The sequence below is a fragment of the uncultured Imperialibacter sp. genome (assembly GCF_963974565.1).
Lineage (GTDB): Bacteria > Bacteroidota > Bacteroidia > Cytophagales > Cyclobacteriaceae > Imperialibacter > Imperialibacter roseus.
On the sequence record NZ_CAXBCJ010000018.1, the window covers coordinates 24,103 to 43,914 of the forward strand.

Sequence of the window (19,812 nt, forward strand, 5' to 3'; positions counted from 1 at the left end):
ACTCACTAATACAACCATATGAAGGCATCTATTAATATTTTCGTCCTCATGACAGCCACGCTTACCGCCTGCTACTACGACGACCCCGCACCTTACGTCATTTTCAAAGACACCTATGCGGAAGTAATCTACGACGACACTCTTTTTGTTGACCTCAACTCAAAACAGGAGCTGCTGGTGGAGGCCGGTTCAGATGCAAGTAATGTTCGCTACCTGAAACAAAAAAACAATGAAGAGGTCGTGGACATTACAGGCACGGAGCTAGTTCAATATTCAACAACCGGTTGGAATGGCCACAATAACTATGAAAACTCTATTGTCTATTCGTCGTTCCCGGATAGTTTGTATGTTGTTGGCGATGTGCTCAGAATAACAGTCAGGTTCAATTCCAATGGCTGGTACGGAAAGACTCTTTTTTACAAGGTAAAAGAGTAGTTCGGGTTTTACTCCTTCCAAACGAAAAGAACCCGGCCAATAGTCCGGTTATCAACCACCGATGGGGAAAGGGCTTTCAATTCAGGTAATGACTGCGTATTATTAACTATATTGTTTGCACCCTACTTACCTGCTTAAATGACCGACAACTCTTACCTCATCAGTGCGGCTACGATCAAAGAGCCGCCTACTACCTTCTTTCAGCGTCTTAAATTCCTTGGGCCGGGCTTTATCCTGTCCGCTTCCATCGTTGGCTCAGGTGAGCTGATCGCTACTACAACCCTTGGTGCGTCGGCAGGTTTTACCGCCTTCTGGATCATTATTGCCAGCTGCCTGATAAAAGTGGCAGTGCAAGTGGAGTTTGGCAAGCACACCATCCTCACCGGAGAAACAGCCATGCAGGCATTAAAGCTGCTGCCGGGCACCAAGTCGGGCAAGGGCAAATGGTCAGTGGTGACCATACTCGGCCTGATGTCGCTAAAGGTGTTCCAGATTGGCGGTATGATGGGCGGATCTGCGCTGGTGCTGAGCATGCTCTTTCCATCTGTAGCCACCATGATCTGGGTGATTTTTGTTGCTTTGCTGGTGGCCAGTATCATTTTCAAGGGCTACTACCTCCCTGTAGAAAAAGCCTCGCTGGTGATGACAGTGCTTTTCACCTGCCTTACCATCGCCTGCCTGATTTTCCTTTCCGACACCCAATACAACATCTCCATGGCCGACATCTGGAGCGGGCTCCAGTTCGACCTGTCACCCGCCCTGGTGGGGGTAGCCATTGGCGCCTTTGGCATTACAGGCGTTGCCAGCGATGAAATATTAGCCTACACCTACTGGTGCAGGGAGAAAGGCTATGCTGCCTATACCGGCCCTCGTGACGATTCAGACGCATGGCTGCGCAGAGCAGAAGGCTGGACCAAAGTCATGTACCTCGACGCTACTGTTGCCATGATTATCTACACCTCGGTGACTGCTGCCTTTTATCTGCTGGGTGCTGCCGTTCTCAACCACAGTGGCAATGTGCCTGAAGGGCTCAAAATGGTAGAAACCATTGCCACCATTTACACCGAATCGCTCGGACCGGGCTTCAAAACCATCTTTCTGGTCGGTGCCTTTTTTGTGCTGTTCTCCAGTGTATTTGCCACCCTTGCCTTCTGGACGAGAATGTATGCAGACATTTTCGGGCAGCTTGGCTGGATCGATTTTTTTGACATGGCCGCAAGAAGGAAAACCATCGCTATGCTGGCGTGGATCTTCCCCACAGCCTGGGCCCTGGCCTATTTCTTTGTGGAATCTCCGGTGCTGATGATTCTTTCAGGTGGCATTGTCGGCTCTGTTTTGCTGCTGCTGGTGGCTTTTGCAGCCATTCATTTTAAGTACAAAAGAGAGCAACCCATCACCTCTGGAATGTTGTATAACATCACACTCTGGATCAGCATAGTAGCCATTGTGGCCGTTGCGATATATGGTTTGATCAAGCTACTCTAACCTACATTTCGACAGAAGGAAAGAAAATAACAAGTATTAATTCGACAATTACGAAATTAATATTAAATTCGTCTTTGTCGAATTAACTTTATTTTATGAAAGGGACAAACCTTGGTGAATTGGAAGAAATGATCTTGCTGGTGGTAGCCTCACTTTTCGACAATGCCTATGGCGTGGTCATCAAAGAAGAGGTTGAGAGCAAATGTCAGCGTTCTATCACTATCAGCACGGTACACAACGTGCTGCAACGACTGGCGGAAAAAGACTACCTGGAATCACGGTACAGTGACCCCACGCCGGAGCGGGGAGGCAAACGCAAGCTGCTTTTCAGGGTGACTAAATCAGGCCAGGAGGCTCTTGAAAATGCCAAAAGCATTCGTGAGCAAATATGGCAATCTATTCCCAAGGTGGCATTTGACAGGTCATGAAAGAAGTTAAACATCCTCCAAAGTGGGCAGAGCGGGTGCTCAGAAAATTCTGTCACAGTGATCTGTGGGAGGCCATTGAAGGCGATCTGTATGAGATATACCTGTCTGACTTGAAGCAGTTCTCAGCCAGAAAGTCTTCACGTAATTATGTCCTCAATGCCATTGCCTTTCTTCGCTATCACCGCCTTCGCAAAAAGAATTACTCAACAACTCAAAATAATATGGATTTATTACAAAACTATCTCAAAGTGTCGTACCGGGACTTGGTCAGGCACAAAACGTTCACCGCTATCAATATGGTTGGATTGGTGGCAGGGATCTCCACCTGCCTTCTGATCTTACAGTACGTGCTCTTCGAAACCAGCTTTGACAGGTTCAACAAAGATTTTGATCGTATCTACAGGGTGTACAACGACCGGTATCAGGAAGGTGGGCTGGTACAACACGGCACCATCACCTACCCTACTATTGGCAGCGCAATGGCAGCTGAGTATCCCGAGATAGCATCTTATACACGCATGACCGCCGGCTCGTGGATCAACATAACCTATGGCGACGATATTCGGCGTGTGGAAGATTACCTGTGGGCAGATGAGCATTTTTTTGACGTTTTCACCTACCCGCTGATAGCAGGTGATGCACAAACGGCACTTAGCGAGACGGGGAGTGTAGCCATTTCAGAAACTTTCGCCAGATCACTACTCAAAGGAGGCACTGAGCTTTCAAATTTGATAGGTCAGCCAATCAAAGTGGGGACTGGCGAGCTTCCGGGTCAAATCACCGCTATTTTCGAGGACGTACCGGCCAACTCTCACCTCCAGTTCGGGATGATCGTTTCCTACAAATCATTTATTTTTCTGGCAGGCGAAGCGGCCGACAACAGCTTCACCTGGTCCGACTTCTATCATTACCTGAAGCTAAAACAGGGAGCTGACCATGAACTACTGGCTGCGAAGTTTGATGACTTTAGTGAAAAATATTTCGAAGGCAATACCGTGTCGGGCAGCGTGGAGAAGTTTGGTCTTCAGCCGCTTTCCGAAGCCAGGTTGTATTCCGACTTCGAATATGAAATAGGCCATACTTCCGATGGCAGGGTGGTATGGCTACTGCTATGCATAGCGTTGATTGTTCTTCTCATTGCGTGGATCAACTTCGTTAACCTCACCACAAGCAGGGCGCTACAGCGAGCCAGGGAGGTGGGGGTTAGAAAAGTCCTCGGTGCCCATCGCAAACAGTTGGCCATACAGTTTATGATAGAATCGATAATGGTCAATACCCTGGCGTTGCTTTTATCGCTCGGCCTGGTATTCCTGCTACAGCCAGGCTTTGTTGCCTTAACGGGCGTTGGGCTCACACCTGACATCTTCGCAAATGCCACTTTGCTCAACCTACCAGCCTGGATCATTTTGGCAGCCGGATTCTTTTTGCTGGCCACTTTAGCAGGCATGTATCCTGCCCTGGTGCTTTCACGGTTCAAAAGCAGTGATGTGCTGAAAGGGAAACTGGATACCCGAAGTGGGTCGGCCGGGGTCAGGAAGGTTTTGGTAGTCTTTCAGTTTACCTCAGCAATTATGCTGATTACAGGCACCATTTCCATTACTCAGCAAATTCGCTACATGCAAAACGAGGATCTTGGCGCCCAAATCGACAATATTATCGTCCTCAATGGCCCATCGATGGTCAGGTTCGACAGCACCTTTATTTCCAGGTTTGCTTCATTCAAGAAAAGCCTGATGAGCCTCAGCGGCGTTTCATCTGTCACATCCTCCAGCAGGTTGTTCAGTGAGCGAACTGGCAGAATATTTCAGATTGGGTCACCGGAAATTCCTGACCGGGCCGATCTTACTTCCAGCTTTATCCAGGTCGATTACGATTTCGTTGATCACTTCAAGATCAACTTACTGGCGGGCAGGTCGTTTGAACTAACAGACCACAATACCGATTTCAGGCAGCTCAACACCGTGCTGGTAAACAAATCCGCCAGTGAACTGATGCATTTCAACTCTCCGGAAGAAGCCATTGGCAAGTCAATAACGTTCTGGGGCAATAACTGGCGAATCGTTGGAGTGACCGACGATTTTCATCAACGCTCTCTTAAAGAGTCTATTGAGCCGATCATACTGATGCCTGCCTATAGTCCGGAAAACTATATCAGTGTGAGGTTAGAAGGTTCGAATTCCGAAGAAATGCTGTCCGCTATCAGGAGCAAGTTTGATGAGTTCTACCCGGGCAACTACTTTGACTACTTTTTTATGGACGAGTTTTTCAACCGTGCCTATAGTGCCGACAAACGCCTGGAAAGAATTTCGGAGATCTTTACAGGCCTGGCCATTATCATTGCCATGCTTGGGCTCTACGGGCTGGTGCTGATGATGCTCATGAAAAAAACGAAGGAGATTGGAATCAGAAAAGTGCTGGGGGCTTCATTGCCACAGCTTATGCTACTTGTTGTCAAAGATTTCGGCTTACTGCTTGTTGCAGCCATTCTGATAGGCTTACCATCGAGCTATTTCATTCTCAAAGAATGGATGCAAAACTATGCCTATTCAAACGGGGTTCAATGGTCGGTATTTCTGCTCTCGTCAGCGATTCTGCTTAGCATTGCCCTTGCCACTATCACACTCCAAACAGACAGAATAAGTAAAAACAATCCCGTGGATTCTTTAAAATATGAGTAATCAGGTCTGCTTCCCGTATCCAATTGTGTGCGGGAAGCATTGCCCTACTCAATGCCGTTCGTCATTTTGAGCTTACCGTATAGCGACCAAATGGGCAAAATTTTTTATATTGACTTACTACCACCCAAACTTTCAAGGGTATGGTCAAACGAATCTTTTGGTTGCTGCTCTTTCTTTTGCCTCTCGCTGGTCAGGCCAGTTCGATCCTTATACCCATGGATGCCAGGCAAAGGAATCATCTCAAGGCCTACGGCATCGCCTACTTGTCTCTCCAAAATGAGATACCCATCAACTGGCTGCTCAACTACCGTGGCGGTAGCTTTCTTTTTCCATACAATCCCCTAGTTGAAAATGAGTGCAGCATCAGGGGTGTATCGTTTGAAGTGATTAGTGACGGGGAAACAGCCCTGCTGATGAAAGAAATTGAAAGTCCGAGGGTGAACATGAACTCGGTAAAGATGGAAAAGGAACCCAGAATCGCCGTTTACTCTCCGAAGAACGACATGGTGGAAGACAATACCGACGCTGTGATCACCGCCCTTGACTACGCAGAGATACCCTACACACTTATTTATGATACGGAGGTACTGTCCGATAGCCTGTTGCATTTCGACTGGCTGCACCTCCATCATGAAGACTTTACCGGGCAATTTGGTCGTCACCTGAGACGATCATCGTCGCAAATTGAAGCCAAAATACAAGAAGCCACTGCCGCCTCCTTTGGCTACAGCAAAGTATCAGACATGAAGCTGGCGGTGGCCAAAAAGATTGAGGGCTTCACGCTGACCGGTGGTTATCTCTTTGCTATGTGCTCCGGTGCCGAAACGTTCGACATTGCCCTGGCTGCTGAGGGGGTGGACATTGTGGAAAGCATGTACGATGGCGACGGTATGGATCCGCAGGCGCAGCAAAAGCTCGATTTCAGTAAGACCTTTGCCTTTACCAACTTTATACTTGACCCGCCCAACTCGAGAAGGTTTTCAAACATCAATACATCGGAAGGTCGGCGCTACTACTACGATGAAAGCTCGGGCTACTTTTCCCTGTTTGACTTCTCTGCCAAGTGGGACATTGTGCCCTCCCTCCTCACCCAAAACCATACGGCCATTGTCAAATCCTTTTTCGGACAAACCACTGCATTTTCGGCCTCCACCGTTAAGTCCGATGTGCTGATCCTTGGCGAAAACAGTGGCGACGGCGAAGTGCGCTACATCTACGGCGAAATGGGCTACGGCCATTGGACCTTCTACAGCGGCCACGACCCCGAGCGTTCTCCTGGTGGCTGGCGGGAACAAACCAATCTCGACCTTTACCCCAACTCACCCGGCTACCGCCTTATCCTGAACAACGTGCTGTTTCCTTCGGCGCAAAAAAAGAAGCAGAAGACGTAAAAGGACTGAAATATTCTAAATTCAAACTTTTTTTTCCTTGAACCTATGTCGCAAACGCTGAGAAAACGAATAACCATATACGCCGGGTCGGCACTTACCTTCTATACCCTGCTTGTTGCAGCCCTCACCTACTTCGAGAGCATGAGCAGTGCCGCCAATATCACAAGCTTTCCAAAGGCGCTATGGTATTCTATAGTTGTGATCACTACAAGAATGTATGGCGAGCTGTTTCCAATCACCGTATATGGCCGGTGGATCGGAATGGTCTTTCTTTTGTTGGGCGTTGTATTCTATTGTTTTCTGATAGCTGCTGGCATCAGCGGCTTGATTCATTTGAGACGAAGATGGAAGCCTGAGAAAAGCTGACCCAGGTAAAAAACATCAGAACTTGTAGCCTGGAAGACGTTACTGAACAATTTAACGAACAGATTCTCATAAAAGGATAATTTTGCCTTACCAAAATATCCAGCCGGTGATAGCAGCAAGCCCTTCCATAACCAGATCAATCCACATCGATGCTCCGCCGTCAAAAGTTTGGGGCACACTCACTGTTCCTGACCTGATGAAAGAATGGATGGCAGAGCCTGAAATGGAGTTGGGAATTCTCACTACCTGGAAAGTGGGGAGTGCCATGGTGGTAAAAGGCTTTCACCATGTGAAGTTTGAGAATAAGGGAACCGTACTAGCCTTTGAACCGAACAAACTGCTCAGCTACAACTACCTTAGCTCAATATCGAGACTTCCTGATGAGCCTGAAAATTATACCGTTATTGAGTTTACACTGGCAGCTACTGAAGCCGGTACAACATTAGCAATTACGCTGAGCAATTTCCCAACCGATTCCATTTTCAAACATGTCGATTTCTACTGGGCAGGCACTATCGAAATTATAAAAAGCGTAGCCAATAAAGAAGCAAAAGGTCCAAGCGGGACGCATTGAACCAGTTTTGCTTCTTTATTCACAGACAAAATACTCACTTCAAAAATCAATCCCCCAGAGACACCGATTGATCCGACTTTGCGTGCCTATTCCTCCTCGTCCTCCGCCTGTAGCAATTCCTTCAACCTCATCAGCGCCTGCTGGTTGCTCACCAGGTTGATATTGTCGATAATATTCTTCTTCTCTCTGGTCGTCAGGTGCCAGTTAAGAGAGGCTCTTTCGTTTTGCTTCCTTTCGAGTAATACCTCAGCAGGGAGGTTGCTCTCCCCCTCAAACATGGTGTTGGTGTTATACTCCACCTCTATCTGATAGAGGTTGCCCTTGAACCACTCGGTAGCAAACTCAATCCGGCTGTCGTTGTTGAGGTCCTGGATATTGCCCAGGTTGTTATACACACTGCTGATAGGTGATGAAAACTTCTGCACAATAGACTCTGAGGCCTTTTTCTCTATCTCCGCATTCTTCTGATGGTCTCGCACAGAAAATATCACTACACCGGAAGTGTTTTCCTCAATCCAGTCCCGGAACACGTAAACGAATCGAATAGCATCCGATATGCCATAGTTGTCAGAAATGCCGGCGTCCATGATTTCCAGTGGGGGGTCGCTGGGCAACTCTATATTGGGCGTGATATAGGGAAAAGTAGCACTCATTCTCAGCGCACTTAAAAACCGGAGCTCATCCGCATTTTGCTCTTTAAAAAAGCTCCTGAAATCTACCCCTCTTATCTTCGTGATCAATTCCGCATGGGCGCTGGCTGCATTGGTGGTCATAAAACCGACGTCTTGCGTGGAGATATAGAGCTTTCGCCCGTCATTCACTATGGTGGGAGCCATCAACAGCAACGGCACCTCGGCATTGCTCTCAGCTTCCTGATAGTCTTTGAGCTTTTTTTCCATGATCATGTCCGTGTTCCGGTTAAGCTGGTTCTCAAAAGCGTAACCTCTGTCCTTCAGGTAAACCTCTCCTTCATACCTGAAATACTGGAACCGAATAAACATGTCGTTGACAAGCAGACTGAAAATCATCGGATTCAGGTTATCCATGGCAATTTTGGAGAGGTACTGATCCTCCATACGGTTCTCTATCTCTCCACTCTTCTCCCGCAGAAAAAGCTCCCGATAGTATGCCGCTCCCACAATGCCTCCTGAAGCGCCGGTGATCATCATGGTATTGTCGAGCAAAGTCCCATTCAAAAGGCTGTCCATCTGCTGCATCACCCGCATGGTCCACAGTGCCGCCCGCTGCCCCCCACCACTCACGCACAAGAATACCATCTTGGGCTTTCCGGTCGTCTTTTGTTTGGCCTTCCACTTCTCCAGCACAGGCAGCATCGATTCCACATCACGGTTGTACACCTCCGGCGTATTGCGATCACTTAATGTCTTGATAGAATACTCAGCCCTGCTTCCTTTATAGTTGAGCCCGAAAGCAGGATTGAGGCTCCGAAAAACGTCCATTTTCACAAGGAAATTGAGTAGCAGAAAGGCTGTAATGCTGAAAATAAGTCCCCAGCTGCGAAACCAGTAGCTAATGGCACCACTAAGCATAATGAAAATGGTGCCAAAGAGGATAGCGCTGGCGGCCGCCGGTATCTGGAAATAGGGATTGTCCATAAAGAAGCCCAGCAGCAAAACAACGACAATAATTAAAAGCTCAATCAGCACCAAATTGAAGTGGTTTTGATCAAAAACTTTTAAGATGGCTTCCTTGTCATAGAAATCGTTGATGTAGGCAGTCGGTCTTAGCCTGAATTTTTCGTCCCAATAGAAGTCGACCCTGTTTCTACTTTCTCTTACTTCCTTCAACTTATCAAGGGCTCGTTTGCGGTTGACTTTCACCTTTTTCAGGCGTTTATCCACACTACCCGTCAGGTACTTAAAAATGTCTTTGTTCGTCAGCCTGAAGTAGGTGTATAAAAAAGCCAGCATGCCCAGAAACCCGGCCAGGTAGCCAAGGATCTTCCAGAAAAGGTCGCCAGGCCCTCTGAATTCATTTTCCATTTGAAAACGAAAAATGAAAACGAGGTAAGCCACGTTCACGATAATAGGCAGCAGGCTGTTGTTGATGGAGAACTTGGTAAAAGGTCGCTCAAGCACACCCAGAAAAGAATACTCGTGGCCGTAGAGGATATAGCACGAGATATTGAAAGCTGCGGTAAACCCGCCCATGCAAAAACCTACTATAAAGAAACTCCAAAAGTCTACTCTATTGAGGTATTCCGGGTCAAGAAAAAGGTAAGGGATGCCGAGAATTCTTCCGAAGTTACCTGTAAACACTGCCACCAGGCTCACCCAAAAGAATAGCATGAACAGGTTACGCCTGACGTGCATAACCAATAATTGTACAGGAAAGGAATAAATGAGTTTATTCCACATCTTTCAACCAGCCCATGCTGCGTTTCACGGCGCTTTTCCACCCGTTGTACAGGCGTTTTCTATCACCCTCCTCCATCTCTGGAGTAAACACTCTATTGATCTCTCTGTTTTTCACAATTTCCTTTTGACTCCACAATCCCACTTCAATACCTGCCAGAAAAGCAGCGCCCATGGCGGTTGACTCAATAATACTTGGGCGCTCCACGTTGGCCCCTAAAATATCCGCCTGAAACTGCATGAGAAAATTGTTGGCAGTAGCTCCACCGTCCACCTTAAGGGTTTTCAGGGATAAGCCGGCATCTTTTTGCATCGCCTCCAGCACATCTTTGGTTTGGTAGGCCATCGATTCCAGCGTGGCTTTTACCAGGTGGCTCTTACCCGTATCACGGGTCAACCCGAAAATGGCACCTCTTGCATACATATCCCAATAGGGTGCCCCAAGACCGGCAAATGCTGGCACTACATACACGCCCTCCGAGTCGCCAGCCTTTACGGCAAAGTACTCCGAGTCAGGTGCTTCATCAATCAGCTTCAACCCATCCCGCAGCCACTGTACGGCTGCACCGGCAATGAAAATACTGCCTTCGAGTGCATACGTTACTTTACCGTCAAGCCCCCAGGCAATTGTGCTCACCAGTCCTGAGTGAGACAGCTGCATTTTAGTGCCTGTGTTCATCAGCATGAAGCAGCCTGTGCCATAGGTGTTCTTGGCCATGCCCGGCTCAAAGCAAGCCTGCCCGAACAAGGCCGCCTGCTGATCGCCCGCTATGCCGGCAATGGGTATTTTCACGCCATCCATTTCAAGGTCACCGAAGTGGTGCGACGACGGCTTCACCTCAGGCAGCAGCGATTCAGGCACTTTGAGGGCTTTCAGCAGCGTGTTGTCCCATTCCAGTTTCTTGATATTATAAAGCAGGGTTCTGGAGGCATTGGTGTAGTCAGTGACGTGTTTCTTCCCATTAGTGAGCTTCCACACCAGCCACGAGTCGATGGTACCAAAGGCAAGCTCTCCCTTCTCCGCCCGTTTCCTGGCTCCTTCCACGTTGTCGAGGATCCACTGCACTTTTGTACCGGAGAAATAGGCATCAACTACCAGTCCGGTGTTCTCCCTGATGTATTGCTCATGGCCATCGGCTTTCAGCTTTTCGCAAATCTCAGCTGTGCGACGATCCTGCCACACAATGGCGTTAAAAATGGGCTCACCCGTCTTTCTGTCCCACACCACAGTGGTTTCCCTTTGGTTGGTAATGCCAATGGCGGCGATCTGCGACGGTGCTACCTTGTGATCGGCCAGTGCCTTTTTGAACACCTCCCATTGTGTAGCCCAAATCTCGTCGGGGTCGTGCTCGACCCAGCCTGGCTTGGGAAATATTTGTCTGAATTCTTTCTGAGCGCTGCCGAGAATGCTCCCATCAGCATTGAAGATGATCGCACGTGAACTTGTAGTGCCCTGGTCGAGGGCTACGATATACTTTCCTTGCATCATTCGGGTGTATTAGGGTAAACTTTTGCATCAAAGTAATAAAAAAAAGATAGTCAGACGTATCTTCACGGCAGTTATAAATGGCTAAATACAGAAGTGGCTGCATGACCGAGGAATCTTACGACATAATCTCCAGGGACGGACTCAACCTAAAGGGTCGCTCCTGGTTGCCCAACATGGAGCCATCAGCTTTGATCTGCCTTGTGCACGGGCATGGGGAACACATAGGCAGGTACCAGCATGTTGCAGAGTTTTTTACACAGCAAGGCATGGCTGTGTTCGGTATGGATCTTCGTGGGCATGGTCATTCCGAAGGAAAAAAAGGCCATACCCCGTCCTACGACCTGCTGCTTGAAGATGTGGAAGACTTGATGAAGTCTGCCAGAGTGGAGTTCATAGAAACGCCTATGTTTCTCTACGGCCATAGCATGGGGGGCAACATGGTCGTGAACTTTCTCACCTCAAAAAAGACACTTGAACTGCAGGGGGCTATTCTTTCCTCGCCTTTTTTAAGGCTGGCCATGTCCCCTTCACCACTGCTATTGAAGTTGGCGAAAATCATGCGAAATATCTGGCCATCCTTCAGTGCGTCCAGTGGGCTGGATCCCAACGGAATCTCATCGATAGCAGCAGAAGTAGAGAAATACAAAAATGATCCCATCGTACACGACCGGATTACTTCTCAGCTTTCATTGAGCTTAATAGAAGCAGGAAAAAAGGCCATTGGAAAGGCTGGAGAACTCAATATTCCCGTGCTGGCCTTTCACGGCGGACAGGACAAAATCACCAGCATGGAAGCAACAAAAGAGTTTGCTTCAAAGGCGCCGGGCTACGTTACTTTTCATCTGTGGGAAACGTCTAAACACGAGACGCACTACGATGTAGACCGGGAAAAGGTGCTTCAACTGGTGGCCGATTGGGTTCGGCAACAACTTGCCTAGCCCGGTTGTCCGGCGAACTCAAGAAAGCCCTCTTTCAGTTGAGCCTCCGGTAATGAAGTCACATTTTTCAGCAGGTAATCGACCACCCCTTTTTTGAAGCCCATTTTTTTGGCCACTTCATACATAAAGGTTTGTTCCTCGGGCTCAATCACTCCGTCGGCAACCACCACCCTTCCACAGCTCAGCATCAATTCAATTTTCTGCGTCAAATTCAGCATTTCGAGCGACCCAGTAGGCGTTGGATTGTTGATCATACGGGCTATTTCAGAGTTCTTGGCCCCACGACTGGAAGCAAACTTCATCAGGTAAGCTTTTTCGCTAAGGTCGAATTTATTATCAGACAGGGCGAGTTCAATCAGCAGACTGACTTGCTTTCTTAATACGTAATCCATGCAATCAAAAAATGATTTATTTAAAGATAGCTAAAAAAATCAAATTGAAGAGAACATGGTGTTTGGCTAACTGGGAGTGTTGGCGGTTCGTTTCGTTACTGTTTAAGTTGACGGTGACTGAAGGAGCAGACCAATGCCCTATCTATGTTGCTAGTCACCGAGCGACTGAAGCAATCCTTTGACTACGGAGCCATATTCTAACAGACAGATTGCCACATCACTCTGCCAGTAGCCACACAATCAATATTCGGAACATTAACTCGCAATCACCGGCATGGAGTGTTGAGTGCTTCGACCTACTCCGTCCTCAACGTATCCACCGGATTAATTTTCGCCGCAGCCAGCGCTTTGAATGTGACCGACAATAGCGCAATTACCAGGCTGAGGAAAATCGCAGCTACGTACACAAGTGGCTGCACCTCCACCCTGTATTCAAACCCATCCAACCACTCTGAGGTATAGTGGAATGCTATCGGCGCAGCTGCTATAAACGCAACAGCCACCAGCACTACAAACTCTCTCGAAATAATATAAAAGATGTTAAACACACCAGCTCCAAGCACTTTCCTGATACCGATCTCCTTCATGCGCTGGTTAGTGACGAACGATACCAGGCCATAAAGCCCCAGACAACCAATAAAAATAGCGATGCCGGTAAAAACGCCTATCACCTTTGCCAGCCGTTGCTCAGCTTCATAAAAACTCCTGATTGTTTCATCCAAAAACTGATATTTGAACGGCTCGTTGGGAAACATGTCGTTCCAAATCTTCTCTATGCTGGCCAACGATTCTTTCGCCTGCGACATATTGAGCTTGACCCCAACCTCCACAAAAGACTCCGGATTGGCGGAGATGTAGCCTGCTTTCATAGGCTCTCTCAGCCCGTTGGTATGATAGTTCTCTACTACGCCCACAATCGGCACACCTGATTCACCAAGCAGCACTTTAGCATTCAGCGCCTCCTCAGGGCTGGCAAACCCCATTTCCTCAATCATTTTCCTGTTGGCGACAATTTCGGTAACCGAATCATCTCTAAGAAAGCCCCTGCCAGCCAGAAAGGTAAGCTGGTACATGTCGATATAATCTTTATCGCCGAATTTCAGCTCTGCGGAATACGGTGTATCCTCTGATGAACCCTCGAATGAATAGGTGCTCACCCAGCGGCTGCGAGAGCTGGGGCTCCCGTTTTGCAACGTGGCCATTTCTACGCCACTCACGTTTTTAACAGCGCCTTTGAATGCTGCGCCTTTGCCCTGCTTTCCTTTTGGAAACTGAATATTGATAACGCCTTCTTTGGCAAAACCCAGGTCCTTGTTGATGAAATAATCCATTTGAGAAAAAATCACAAAAAGACCGATGATCAGCACCTGCGAGATCAAAAACTGGAACATGACAAGTATCTTTCGCAATACACTTCCCTTTCCCGTTTTCCCCGACAACCCGCTTCTGATCACTTGCGAAGGACGAAACCTTGCCATGACCAAAGAGGGGTACAAACCAGAAATCAACACCACGGCTACGAGAAGAAACACAAGAAAGCCAATCGCCATGGGGTCGTTGAACAAACTAAAATGAAACGGAAAGCCGATAAGGTCTTCCACATACGGTTTCAACAGATAAGCCAGTGGAATCGATAACAGCAGAGAGACAAGTGCCAGCAAGGTGGTTTCTCCCAGAAACTGCCCAATCAGGTTACCGGAAGAACTGCCGAGCACTTTCTTGATGCCTACTTCCTTGCCCCTTTTCATCGCATTGGCCGTGGCCAGGTTAATGAAATTGATGCAGGCGGTGAGCAGCAAAAAGGCCCCCAGCACCATCATGCCGGTGATGGTAGTGCTCGAAATTGTCCTGGAGTTGTAGTTGCTAAAATGGTTATCGAAATGCACCTGGCTCAAAGGCTGGAGCTCGAAATTAAAGAACTTGGCAAAGAAAGAGCCTGCATTTTTCGCTATCAGGGTGTCGATCTGCGATTGAAAACCAGTGGTATCTGCCTGCTCCGCCAGCATGAAATACGTGTTCATGGAATTATCGAGTCTATTCCATGAAGTGAAGTCTACCTGCTCCTTAAGCGTTTCCTGCGACACCACGATAGTAAAAGGAAAGTCAGTGTTGGGAGGAAAGTCTTTCAGAATGCCAGCCACCGAAAGCGTGAAATCATTGTCCATTACCAGTGCTTGCCCGACTGCCTCCGATGGGTCACTTGTGGCAAAAAACTTTTTGGCGATCGACTCAGAAAGAAACACCTTTCCCGGCAGACTAAGGTCGTTCACATCCCCGGAGAGCATCTCAAAGCTGAACATCTTAAAAAAGGAAGGCCCCAAAAGTGCCACTCCTTCCGTCTCAGCAAACTCCCGCTTTTGTCCATCTGCTTCGATCACAAAATTACCAGACCGCCGATAGTAGGTACAGGCGCTTTCTTCCACGCCGGGCACTTCGGCCTCAAGCGCTTCCCCCAGCGGCCCTGGTGTAGCGGTCAAAAATGAAAAGCCACCCTTTTGGCTGGTTTGGCTGTTGACCCGGTAAATCCTGTTGAGATTGACATGAAACTTATCATAGCTCATTTCCTGCTTCACCACCAGAAAGATGATGATAGCCGACATGATGCCGAGCGTCAGGCCCAGAATGTTGATGAACGTGAAGGCTTTGTCTTTTTTGAAAACCCGGAAGGCAGTGCGTAAAAAAGTGGTCATTGATCGTTCGATTAGTCGCCTCCAAGGTACGCTAACAATGAGTCGCCTGATGTTAACGACCGGTTAAAAAGCGTTAAGAAGTGTTAAAAAAATCAGAAACCGCCAATAGTAAACAGGGCTAAAGCTGTTGAAAACACCTAAACTCACTCCCAAAGCTGTTTTTTTACCCCGACCCCAAAGGGAGAGCCTGACTAGCCGTAACAGCTTTTAAAATCTTCTTTCCTCCCTTTAGGGTCGGGGTAAAGAAAGAAGATTTTAAAAGGTTTGCTCAATTACTTTGCCCTGCACTAATAGTCCTTCAATTTATATAGGTAATTAAACCCTACTCCATCGTGCCTTCATAAATCGCATTGAAGATGAGCTTGTAAGTAGCTCTTGGCTGGCCTCTGAACTGCGGACGGAAAGCGAACAACACAATGCTGCCACTGCCATAACCCGCTTTGATCACTGCAGCCTTAGAACCAATATACTTGTCCTGCCCCATGGCCCAGCCACTCATCAGCAGCTTATCCTTGGCATAGGTAGCCACTATCTCAAGCGGCGGCTCAGGTGCTTCTTTCACCGATGGTTCTTTTCCTCCTTCTCCTTCGTTCTCCTTCACTACCCTGCTATAAGCACGGCTTTGGTTAAATGAAGCTGCCACTTCTGACTGCACACCGTAAGCCAGGCTGTGATTAGTATCCACATTGGTTCTAATGAGTGAGCCGGGTATAAAGAAGGTGTTAGGCGATAGTCCGTTGGTGGTGCTGCGCAGCGACAGACCAAACTGGTCTACAGCAAAGTCGCTGGCCTCATCAAAGGTGATGAGCTGACCGCCTTTGGCCACGTAGTTCTTGATGGCTGCGAGCCCATCGATGCCCATACCACCTGTGTATTCCGGCGGCATAAAGCCAAACGAGTAGCCATTGAGGATGCCATCAGGACGCTGGTCAGGGATAATGATGGCGTCATACTGTGAAAGATCCTTGGTGCGCACATCGTTGTCGTGCAGCGTATCCAGCGGGAAGCCGTAGTCCTGCAGCAACCAGCGAGTCCAGCCTTCGTCCATATTGGCCTGCCATGTTTTGTACAAACCAACTTTTGGCAGCTTGATGGCTTTCAGCGTGCCTGCGGGCTTGGCTGCAAGGCCAGTAAAGTCTACACCATACGTTTTCGACGCTTCCGAAACATTGGCATCGGTAGAGCCACTCTTTTCTACAACGAAGGTACCAGCAGCCATGTCGCCTTGTTTTGCTGCCAGTCTGCTTACCTTTTCGCCCTTGGCCAACAGGAAGTTAATGGCTTTGATCGCTGCGTTTTCATTGGTGGTGAGGCTATAACCGTAGCCCGACTTGCCCGATACCTTACCGGCTGTAACAGGCTCTCTTGTCTTTATTTCCTCAGTACTGGCAGTGAATTTCTCCATTACCTTATCGACCGTCACGCCCATTTGCATAGGCAATGTCCAGCCGGCCAGGTCATAAGGAGGAATTGGAGGGCCTCCCGGGCTGATTCTAAGGTCAGGATAGCTTTGCTTCTCCATCAAATCGACCAGATAAGGGCGGAACGCCTGCGCTGAATAAGCAATATAAGAGCCTGCGGCATATTGCTTTCCATTCGCCATAAACGACTTCGTTGCCTTGTGCATTTCCACACCACCTTGACGCAAAATATTCACCAGGTTGCGGGCCTCCCCTCTATCGAACTGCTCTGCAGGGATCACGTAGGCAAAGCTATTCTCCAGCAGCTTCGCTTCGATGGCATCTTTCCCCATGCTATAGATATTGTACAGGTAATGCTCCTTGCGGTCGGCGGCAAGGTCAAGCACAGCCAGCGAGCCTGTGATCATATAGTCCACAGCGTCTCTGAAATGCGACTCCCCACCCTTCCATGGGTCGGAGTAGAAAATGTGCGTGCCGTCGGTAGGCTTCGAGCCGCCCAGGCCACGGATATACTTGGGAATAGAATCGGGATCGTAGAAACGGGGTGTTGGCGTGGCGTGGCCAGTTTCGGTAAGAATACCAATCATATTGTGAAAGTAAGGCACGGTACGCATGCCACCATTCCACCACATGCTAAAGGTGTGGTTCGAAATCACACCGGGCATTCTTTCCAGTGCAAAGCGGTTGGCCATGGCTGTGCCCACGAAGTTGGTACCCGTGGTAGCGCCGGGGTGAATATTAGGGTTGACCGGATTATCGAATGGGGGAAGGAAAATCCTTGCCCAGCCTGGTGACGTTTGGTGCTGGTTGTACACAATCTGCGGGTACCACTCGTTGTAAAGCACTTCGTTCACGTGGTAGCTCTCCGGCATGTTGTTCATGAACCAGTCACGGTTGTTGTCGTGGCCAATGAAGTGGTGGTACAACCATGGTGGGTTCGTCGTTTCCCATGGTGTGCCCAGGTTCTTTTTGTACCAGCTCTCCACGATATTCAGTCCATCAGGGTTCATGCTGGGCATCAAAATGAAGATAACCTCTTCACGGATTTTCTTCATCTCGGATGTTTCTTCCGTAGCCACCCGGTAAGCCAGCTCCGGCGTCATTTGGGCACCGGCACGCTCAGTAGCATGCAGGCCCCCGTCGATCCAGATGACTGCCTTGCCTTCCTCGCTGTACTTGCGTGCAGTGGCTTCATCTACCCTCACCCGGGCCAGGTCTTCACTTATCTTTCGGTATTTCTCAAGGTTTTTGATGTTGTCTTCGCTCGAAATGAACACCACCACCATCGGTTTGCCGAGCGTGGTTTTGCCAATCTCCTTCATCAGCACCCTGTCCGACGCTGCATCCAGCTTCTGGAAATAATCCATCTGCTGCTGGTGATTGAACAGTTTGTAGTCGGCACCCACCTGAAAGCCGAAATGTGACTCCGGCGTGGGAATTTGAGCAAATGTTGTGTTGACCATCATCACGCAAAAGGCTGATAGCATGGCCAAAAATCCTCTTTTTAGATACATAAGATTATCAAGTAGTTAACGAATAATTGCTGTTTATCTGGTGCCTGAAATAAGAGCCTGCAGGCTTCATATCCAAAGAATGGAGGGAGAATTGGAACAGCGGAGGATATGGCGAATTTTGCCGGTAATTTGTTTTGTGGGCGGGTTGGAGTTAGAGGCAACAATTACATCATCTCCAATTGGAGAAATAAAACACTTTTCCTCGTATCTTTATCAACATGCGCTCTTTTCTGCTCATCGGCTTCCTCTGCTCGAGTGCTGAAACTGGCAAATAGCACTGAACGCTAGTTCGAGCCCCGGCTGGGGAAGCTGTGGCTCGGACTTCCCCACCTTCTATAATGTATCCGATAGACTCATTCCCAATACGCATCCTTTTTTTGCTTGATATCAATATGTATTCGGCAGTATATTGTTTTAAAAAAGCTATTGAGTAGGAAATATAAGTTTCTAAACAAAGAAGGGCTGTACTTTGTGAGCTTTGCTACTGTGTATTGGCTTGACGTCTTCACCCGGGATGGATACTTCCAGACAATAATTGAAAATTTGGATTTTTGCAGAAAAGAAAAAGGGATGGAGATCTATTGCTGGTGCATTATGCCCAGCCACGTTCACCTCATTTTCCGTGACAAAAATAACAATCCTGGTAAGCTGCTTGGGCAATTCAAAGCCCATACGTCAAAGGAAATTCAAAAGGACATTGAAATCAACCCTCAAGAAAGCAGGAAAGAGTGGCTACTGTGGATGATGGAAAGAGCCGCCCGGAAAAATACTAACGTAAAAGTGAGGCAGTTCTGGCAGCAACACAATAAGCCGATCGAACTTTGGAGTTCCCACGTTATAGATCAGAAAATAGACTACATCCACAATAATCCGGTAGAGGCTGGTTTTGTGTTAGAACCATGGCATTGGAAGTATAGCAGTGCCATTGACTACAGTGGAGGAAAGGGTCTGTTGGAGATTGATTTGTTATAGAGGAGTCGGCTAATGGTACGAGTCACAGACTCGCACCAGCCTTCCATACTATTTCCAGCTTAGCTGCTAGAAATAGGCTTGTCTTACGAAGATTTTCTTGAATCGCTTGTTGAACTCCCATTAACTTAACATCAACTCCAGCCAACAAAATACTTTTCCTCGTATCTTTATCAACATGCGCTGTTTTCTGCTCATCGGCTTCCTCTTCCTTGGTTTGGCTGCCTCAGCCCAGGACACACCTGCGCCCAAGCCACCCACGGGCCTGATCCAGAAAAGCATCTTCTTTGGGGGCGGCAGCTATTATGTGGACGAAGAACAAACACAGGAACTGTTTCAACTGCTCGACACCATCCCCAATATTGAGCTTTACCAGATCAGCATCTACAGCCACACCGACAATATCGGCGGGCAGCTTTACAACAAATGGCTCTCAGAAATGCGCAGCCAAGCCGCCCTGCAAAAGCTCATCATCATGGACATCCCACTGGAAAACATCTCCATCAAGGCTTTCGGGCAGGAAAACCCCTACTTCGACAACAAAAAATGGGAAGGCAAGCTCCTCAATCGCCGGGTGGACATTATTTTCTGGCCGATTGTTTTTTAGGTACAAGCAGGCTTACGTTTTTGAAAGACAGCCTGGTATTTGTCACGACGCTAAAGTCCG

Annotated in this window: 15 protein-coding genes; 10 read left to right on the forward strand and 5 right to left on the reverse strand. The window is 48.2% G+C overall.

Translation table 11 applies throughout. From position 1 onward, the window contains the following. Positions 1-18 precede the first annotated feature (18 nt). The 7 genes from AAC052_RS21050 (at position 19) to AAC052_RS21080 (ending at position 7,357) form a co-directional block, all read left to right on the forward strand. The gene (locus tag AAC052_RS21050) at positions 19-435 is read left to right on the forward strand and encodes a hypothetical protein (protein WP_317491439.1); all 417 of its coding nucleotides are present in this window, start codon (positions 19-21) and stop codon (positions 433-435) included. 138 nt (positions 436-573) lie between these two features. Beyond that, a complete protein-coding gene (locus AAC052_RS21055) occupies positions 574-1,920 on the forward strand; it encodes an Nramp family divalent metal transporter (protein WP_339815384.1) in 1,347 nt (448 codons plus the stop codon). Positions 1,921-2,015: 95 nt separating this feature from the next. Beyond that, positions 2,016-2,348 (forward strand): helix-turn-helix transcriptional regulator, encoded by a 333-nt coding sequence (locus AAC052_RS21060; RefSeq protein ID WP_339815385.1) that lies wholly within the window; start codon positions 2,016-2,018, stop codon positions 2,346-2,348. Beyond that, a complete protein-coding gene (locus AAC052_RS21065) occupies positions 2,345-5,026 on the forward strand; it encodes an ABC transporter permease (RefSeq protein WP_339815386.1) in 2,682 nt (893 codons plus the stop codon). Before AAC052_RS21060 ends, AAC052_RS21065 begins: the two co-directional genes overlap by 4 nt. A gap of 140 nt (positions 5,027-5,166) precedes the next feature. Beyond that, a complete protein-coding gene (locus AAC052_RS21070) occupies positions 5,167-6,417 on the forward strand; it encodes an asparagine synthetase B (RefSeq protein WP_339815387.1) in 1,251 nt (416 codons plus the stop codon). Positions 6,418-6,462: 45 nt separating this feature from the next. Next, positions 6,463-6,783, forward strand: a complete 321-nt coding sequence (locus AAC052_RS21075; protein WP_339815389.1) for a potassium channel family protein — start codon at positions 6,463-6,465, stop codon at positions 6,781-6,783. 82 nt (positions 6,784-6,865) lie between these two features. After that, positions 6,866-7,357: an SRPBCC domain-containing protein gene (locus AAC052_RS21080; RefSeq protein ID WP_339815390.1), complete on the forward strand. Its 492-nt coding sequence runs from the start codon at positions 6,866-6,868 to the stop codon at positions 7,355-7,357. An 86-nt stretch (positions 7,358-7,443) separates the two neighbouring features. On the opposite strand, the gene AAC052_RS21085 is transcribed toward AAC052_RS21080, so the two are convergent. After that, a complete protein-coding gene (locus AAC052_RS21085; RefSeq protein ID WP_339815391.1) occupies positions 7,444-9,690 on the reverse strand; it encodes a patatin-like phospholipase family protein in 2,247 nt (748 codons plus the stop codon). Positions 9,691-9,724: 34 nt separating this feature from the next. Next, the gene (glpK, locus tag AAC052_RS21090) at positions 9,725-11,218 is read right to left on the reverse strand and encodes a glycerol kinase GlpK (RefSeq protein WP_339815465.1); all 1,494 of its coding nucleotides are present in this window, start codon (positions 11,216-11,218) and stop codon (positions 9,725-9,727) included. An 80-nt stretch (positions 11,219-11,298) separates the two neighbouring features. On the opposite strand from glpK, the gene AAC052_RS21095 reads away from it, so the two are divergent. Further along, on the forward strand, positions 11,299-12,159 hold the full coding sequence (locus tag AAC052_RS21095; RefSeq protein WP_339815392.1) for a lysophospholipase: 861 nt from the start codon (positions 11,299-11,301) through the stop codon (positions 12,157-12,159). On the opposite strand, the gene AAC052_RS21100 is transcribed toward AAC052_RS21095, so the two are convergent. The 3 genes from AAC052_RS21100 to AAC052_RS21110 all read right to left on the reverse strand — a co-directional run bounded on the left by AAC052_RS21100 (position 12,156) and on the right by AAC052_RS21110 (position 18,176). Further along, entirely contained in the window at positions 12,156-12,551 is a 396-nt protein-coding gene (locus AAC052_RS21100) for a hypothetical protein (RefSeq protein WP_339815393.1), read from the reverse strand. The genes AAC052_RS21095 and AAC052_RS21100 overlap by 4 nt on opposite strands. Before the next feature lie 296 nt (positions 12,552-12,847). Continuing rightward, complete coding sequence (locus tag AAC052_RS21105; RefSeq protein WP_317491429.1) at positions 12,848-15,241, reverse strand: ABC transporter permease; 2,394 nt, start codon at positions 15,239-15,241, stop codon at positions 12,848-12,850. A 322-nt stretch (positions 15,242-15,563) separates the two neighbouring features. After that, the gene (locus AAC052_RS21110; protein WP_339815394.1) at positions 15,564-18,176 is read right to left on the reverse strand and encodes a M14 metallopeptidase family protein; all 2,613 of its coding nucleotides are present in this window, start codon (positions 18,174-18,176) and stop codon (positions 15,564-15,566) included. A gap of 426 nt (positions 18,177-18,602) precedes the next feature. Here AAC052_RS21110 and AAC052_RS21115 point away from each other — a divergent pair, with 426 nt between their 5' ends. Both AAC052_RS21115 and AAC052_RS21120 read left to right on the forward strand, forming a co-directional pair. Further along, positions 18,603-19,148 carry a transposase gene (locus tag AAC052_RS21115; RefSeq protein ID WP_339815395.1) on the forward strand — a complete coding sequence of 182 codons (546 nt, stop codon included), beginning with the start codon at positions 18,603-18,605 and terminating at the stop codon, positions 19,146-19,148. 175 nt (positions 19,149-19,323) lie between these two features. After that, entirely contained in the window at positions 19,324-19,752 is a 429-nt protein-coding gene (locus tag AAC052_RS21120; RefSeq protein ID WP_317491426.1) for an OmpA family protein, read from the forward strand. Positions 19,753-19,812: the final 60 nt, after the last annotated feature.

What these genes read in the sequence shown, in the direction of transcription:
- AAC052_RS21085 (WP_339815391.1), bottom strand. Translation starts at nt 9,690, where the DNA reads ATGCACGTCAGGCGTAACCTGTTCATGCTATTCTTTTGGGTGAGCCTG.
- AAC052_RS21055 (WP_339815384.1), top strand. Translation starts at nt 574, where the DNA reads ATGACCGACAACTCTTACCTCATCAGTGCGGCTACGATCAAAGAGCCG.
- AAC052_RS21110 (WP_339815394.1), bottom strand. Translation starts at nt 18,176, where the DNA reads ATGTATCTAAAAAGAGGATTTTTGGCCATGCTATCAGCCTTTTGCGTG.
- AAC052_RS21105 (WP_317491429.1), bottom strand. Translation starts at nt 15,241, where the DNA reads ATGACCACTTTTTTACGCACTGCCTTCCGGGTTTTCAAAAAAGACAAA.
- AAC052_RS21070 (WP_339815387.1), top strand. Translation starts at nt 5,167, where the DNA reads ATGGTCAAACGAATCTTTTGGTTGCTGCTCTTTCTTTTGCCTCTCGCT.
- AAC052_RS21100 (WP_339815393.1), bottom strand. Translation starts at nt 12,551, where the DNA reads ATGGATTACGTATTAAGAAAGCAAGTCAGTCTGCTGATTGAACTCGCC.
- AAC052_RS21095 (WP_339815392.1), top strand. Translation starts at nt 11,299, where the DNA reads ATGGCTAAATACAGAAGTGGCTGCATGACCGAGGAATCTTACGACATA.
- glpK (WP_339815465.1), bottom strand. Translation starts at nt 11,218, where the DNA reads ATGCAAGGAAAGTATATCGTAGCCCTCGACCAGGGCACTACAAGTTCA.
- AAC052_RS21075 (WP_339815389.1), top strand. Translation starts at nt 6,463, where the DNA reads ATGTCGCAAACGCTGAGAAAACGAATAACCATATACGCCGGGTCGGCA.
- AAC052_RS21050 (WP_317491439.1), top strand. Translation starts at nt 19, where the DNA reads ATGAAGGCATCTATTAATATTTTCGTCCTCATGACAGCCACGCTTACC.
- AAC052_RS21060 (WP_339815385.1), top strand. Translation starts at nt 2,016, where the DNA reads ATGAAAGGGACAAACCTTGGTGAATTGGAAGAAATGATCTTGCTGGTG.
- AAC052_RS21120 (WP_317491426.1), top strand. Translation starts at nt 19,324, where the DNA reads ATGCGCTGTTTTCTGCTCATCGGCTTCCTCTTCCTTGGTTTGGCTGCC.
- AAC052_RS21065 (WP_339815386.1), top strand. Translation starts at nt 2,345, where the DNA reads ATGAAAGAAGTTAAACATCCTCCAAAGTGGGCAGAGCGGGTGCTCAGA.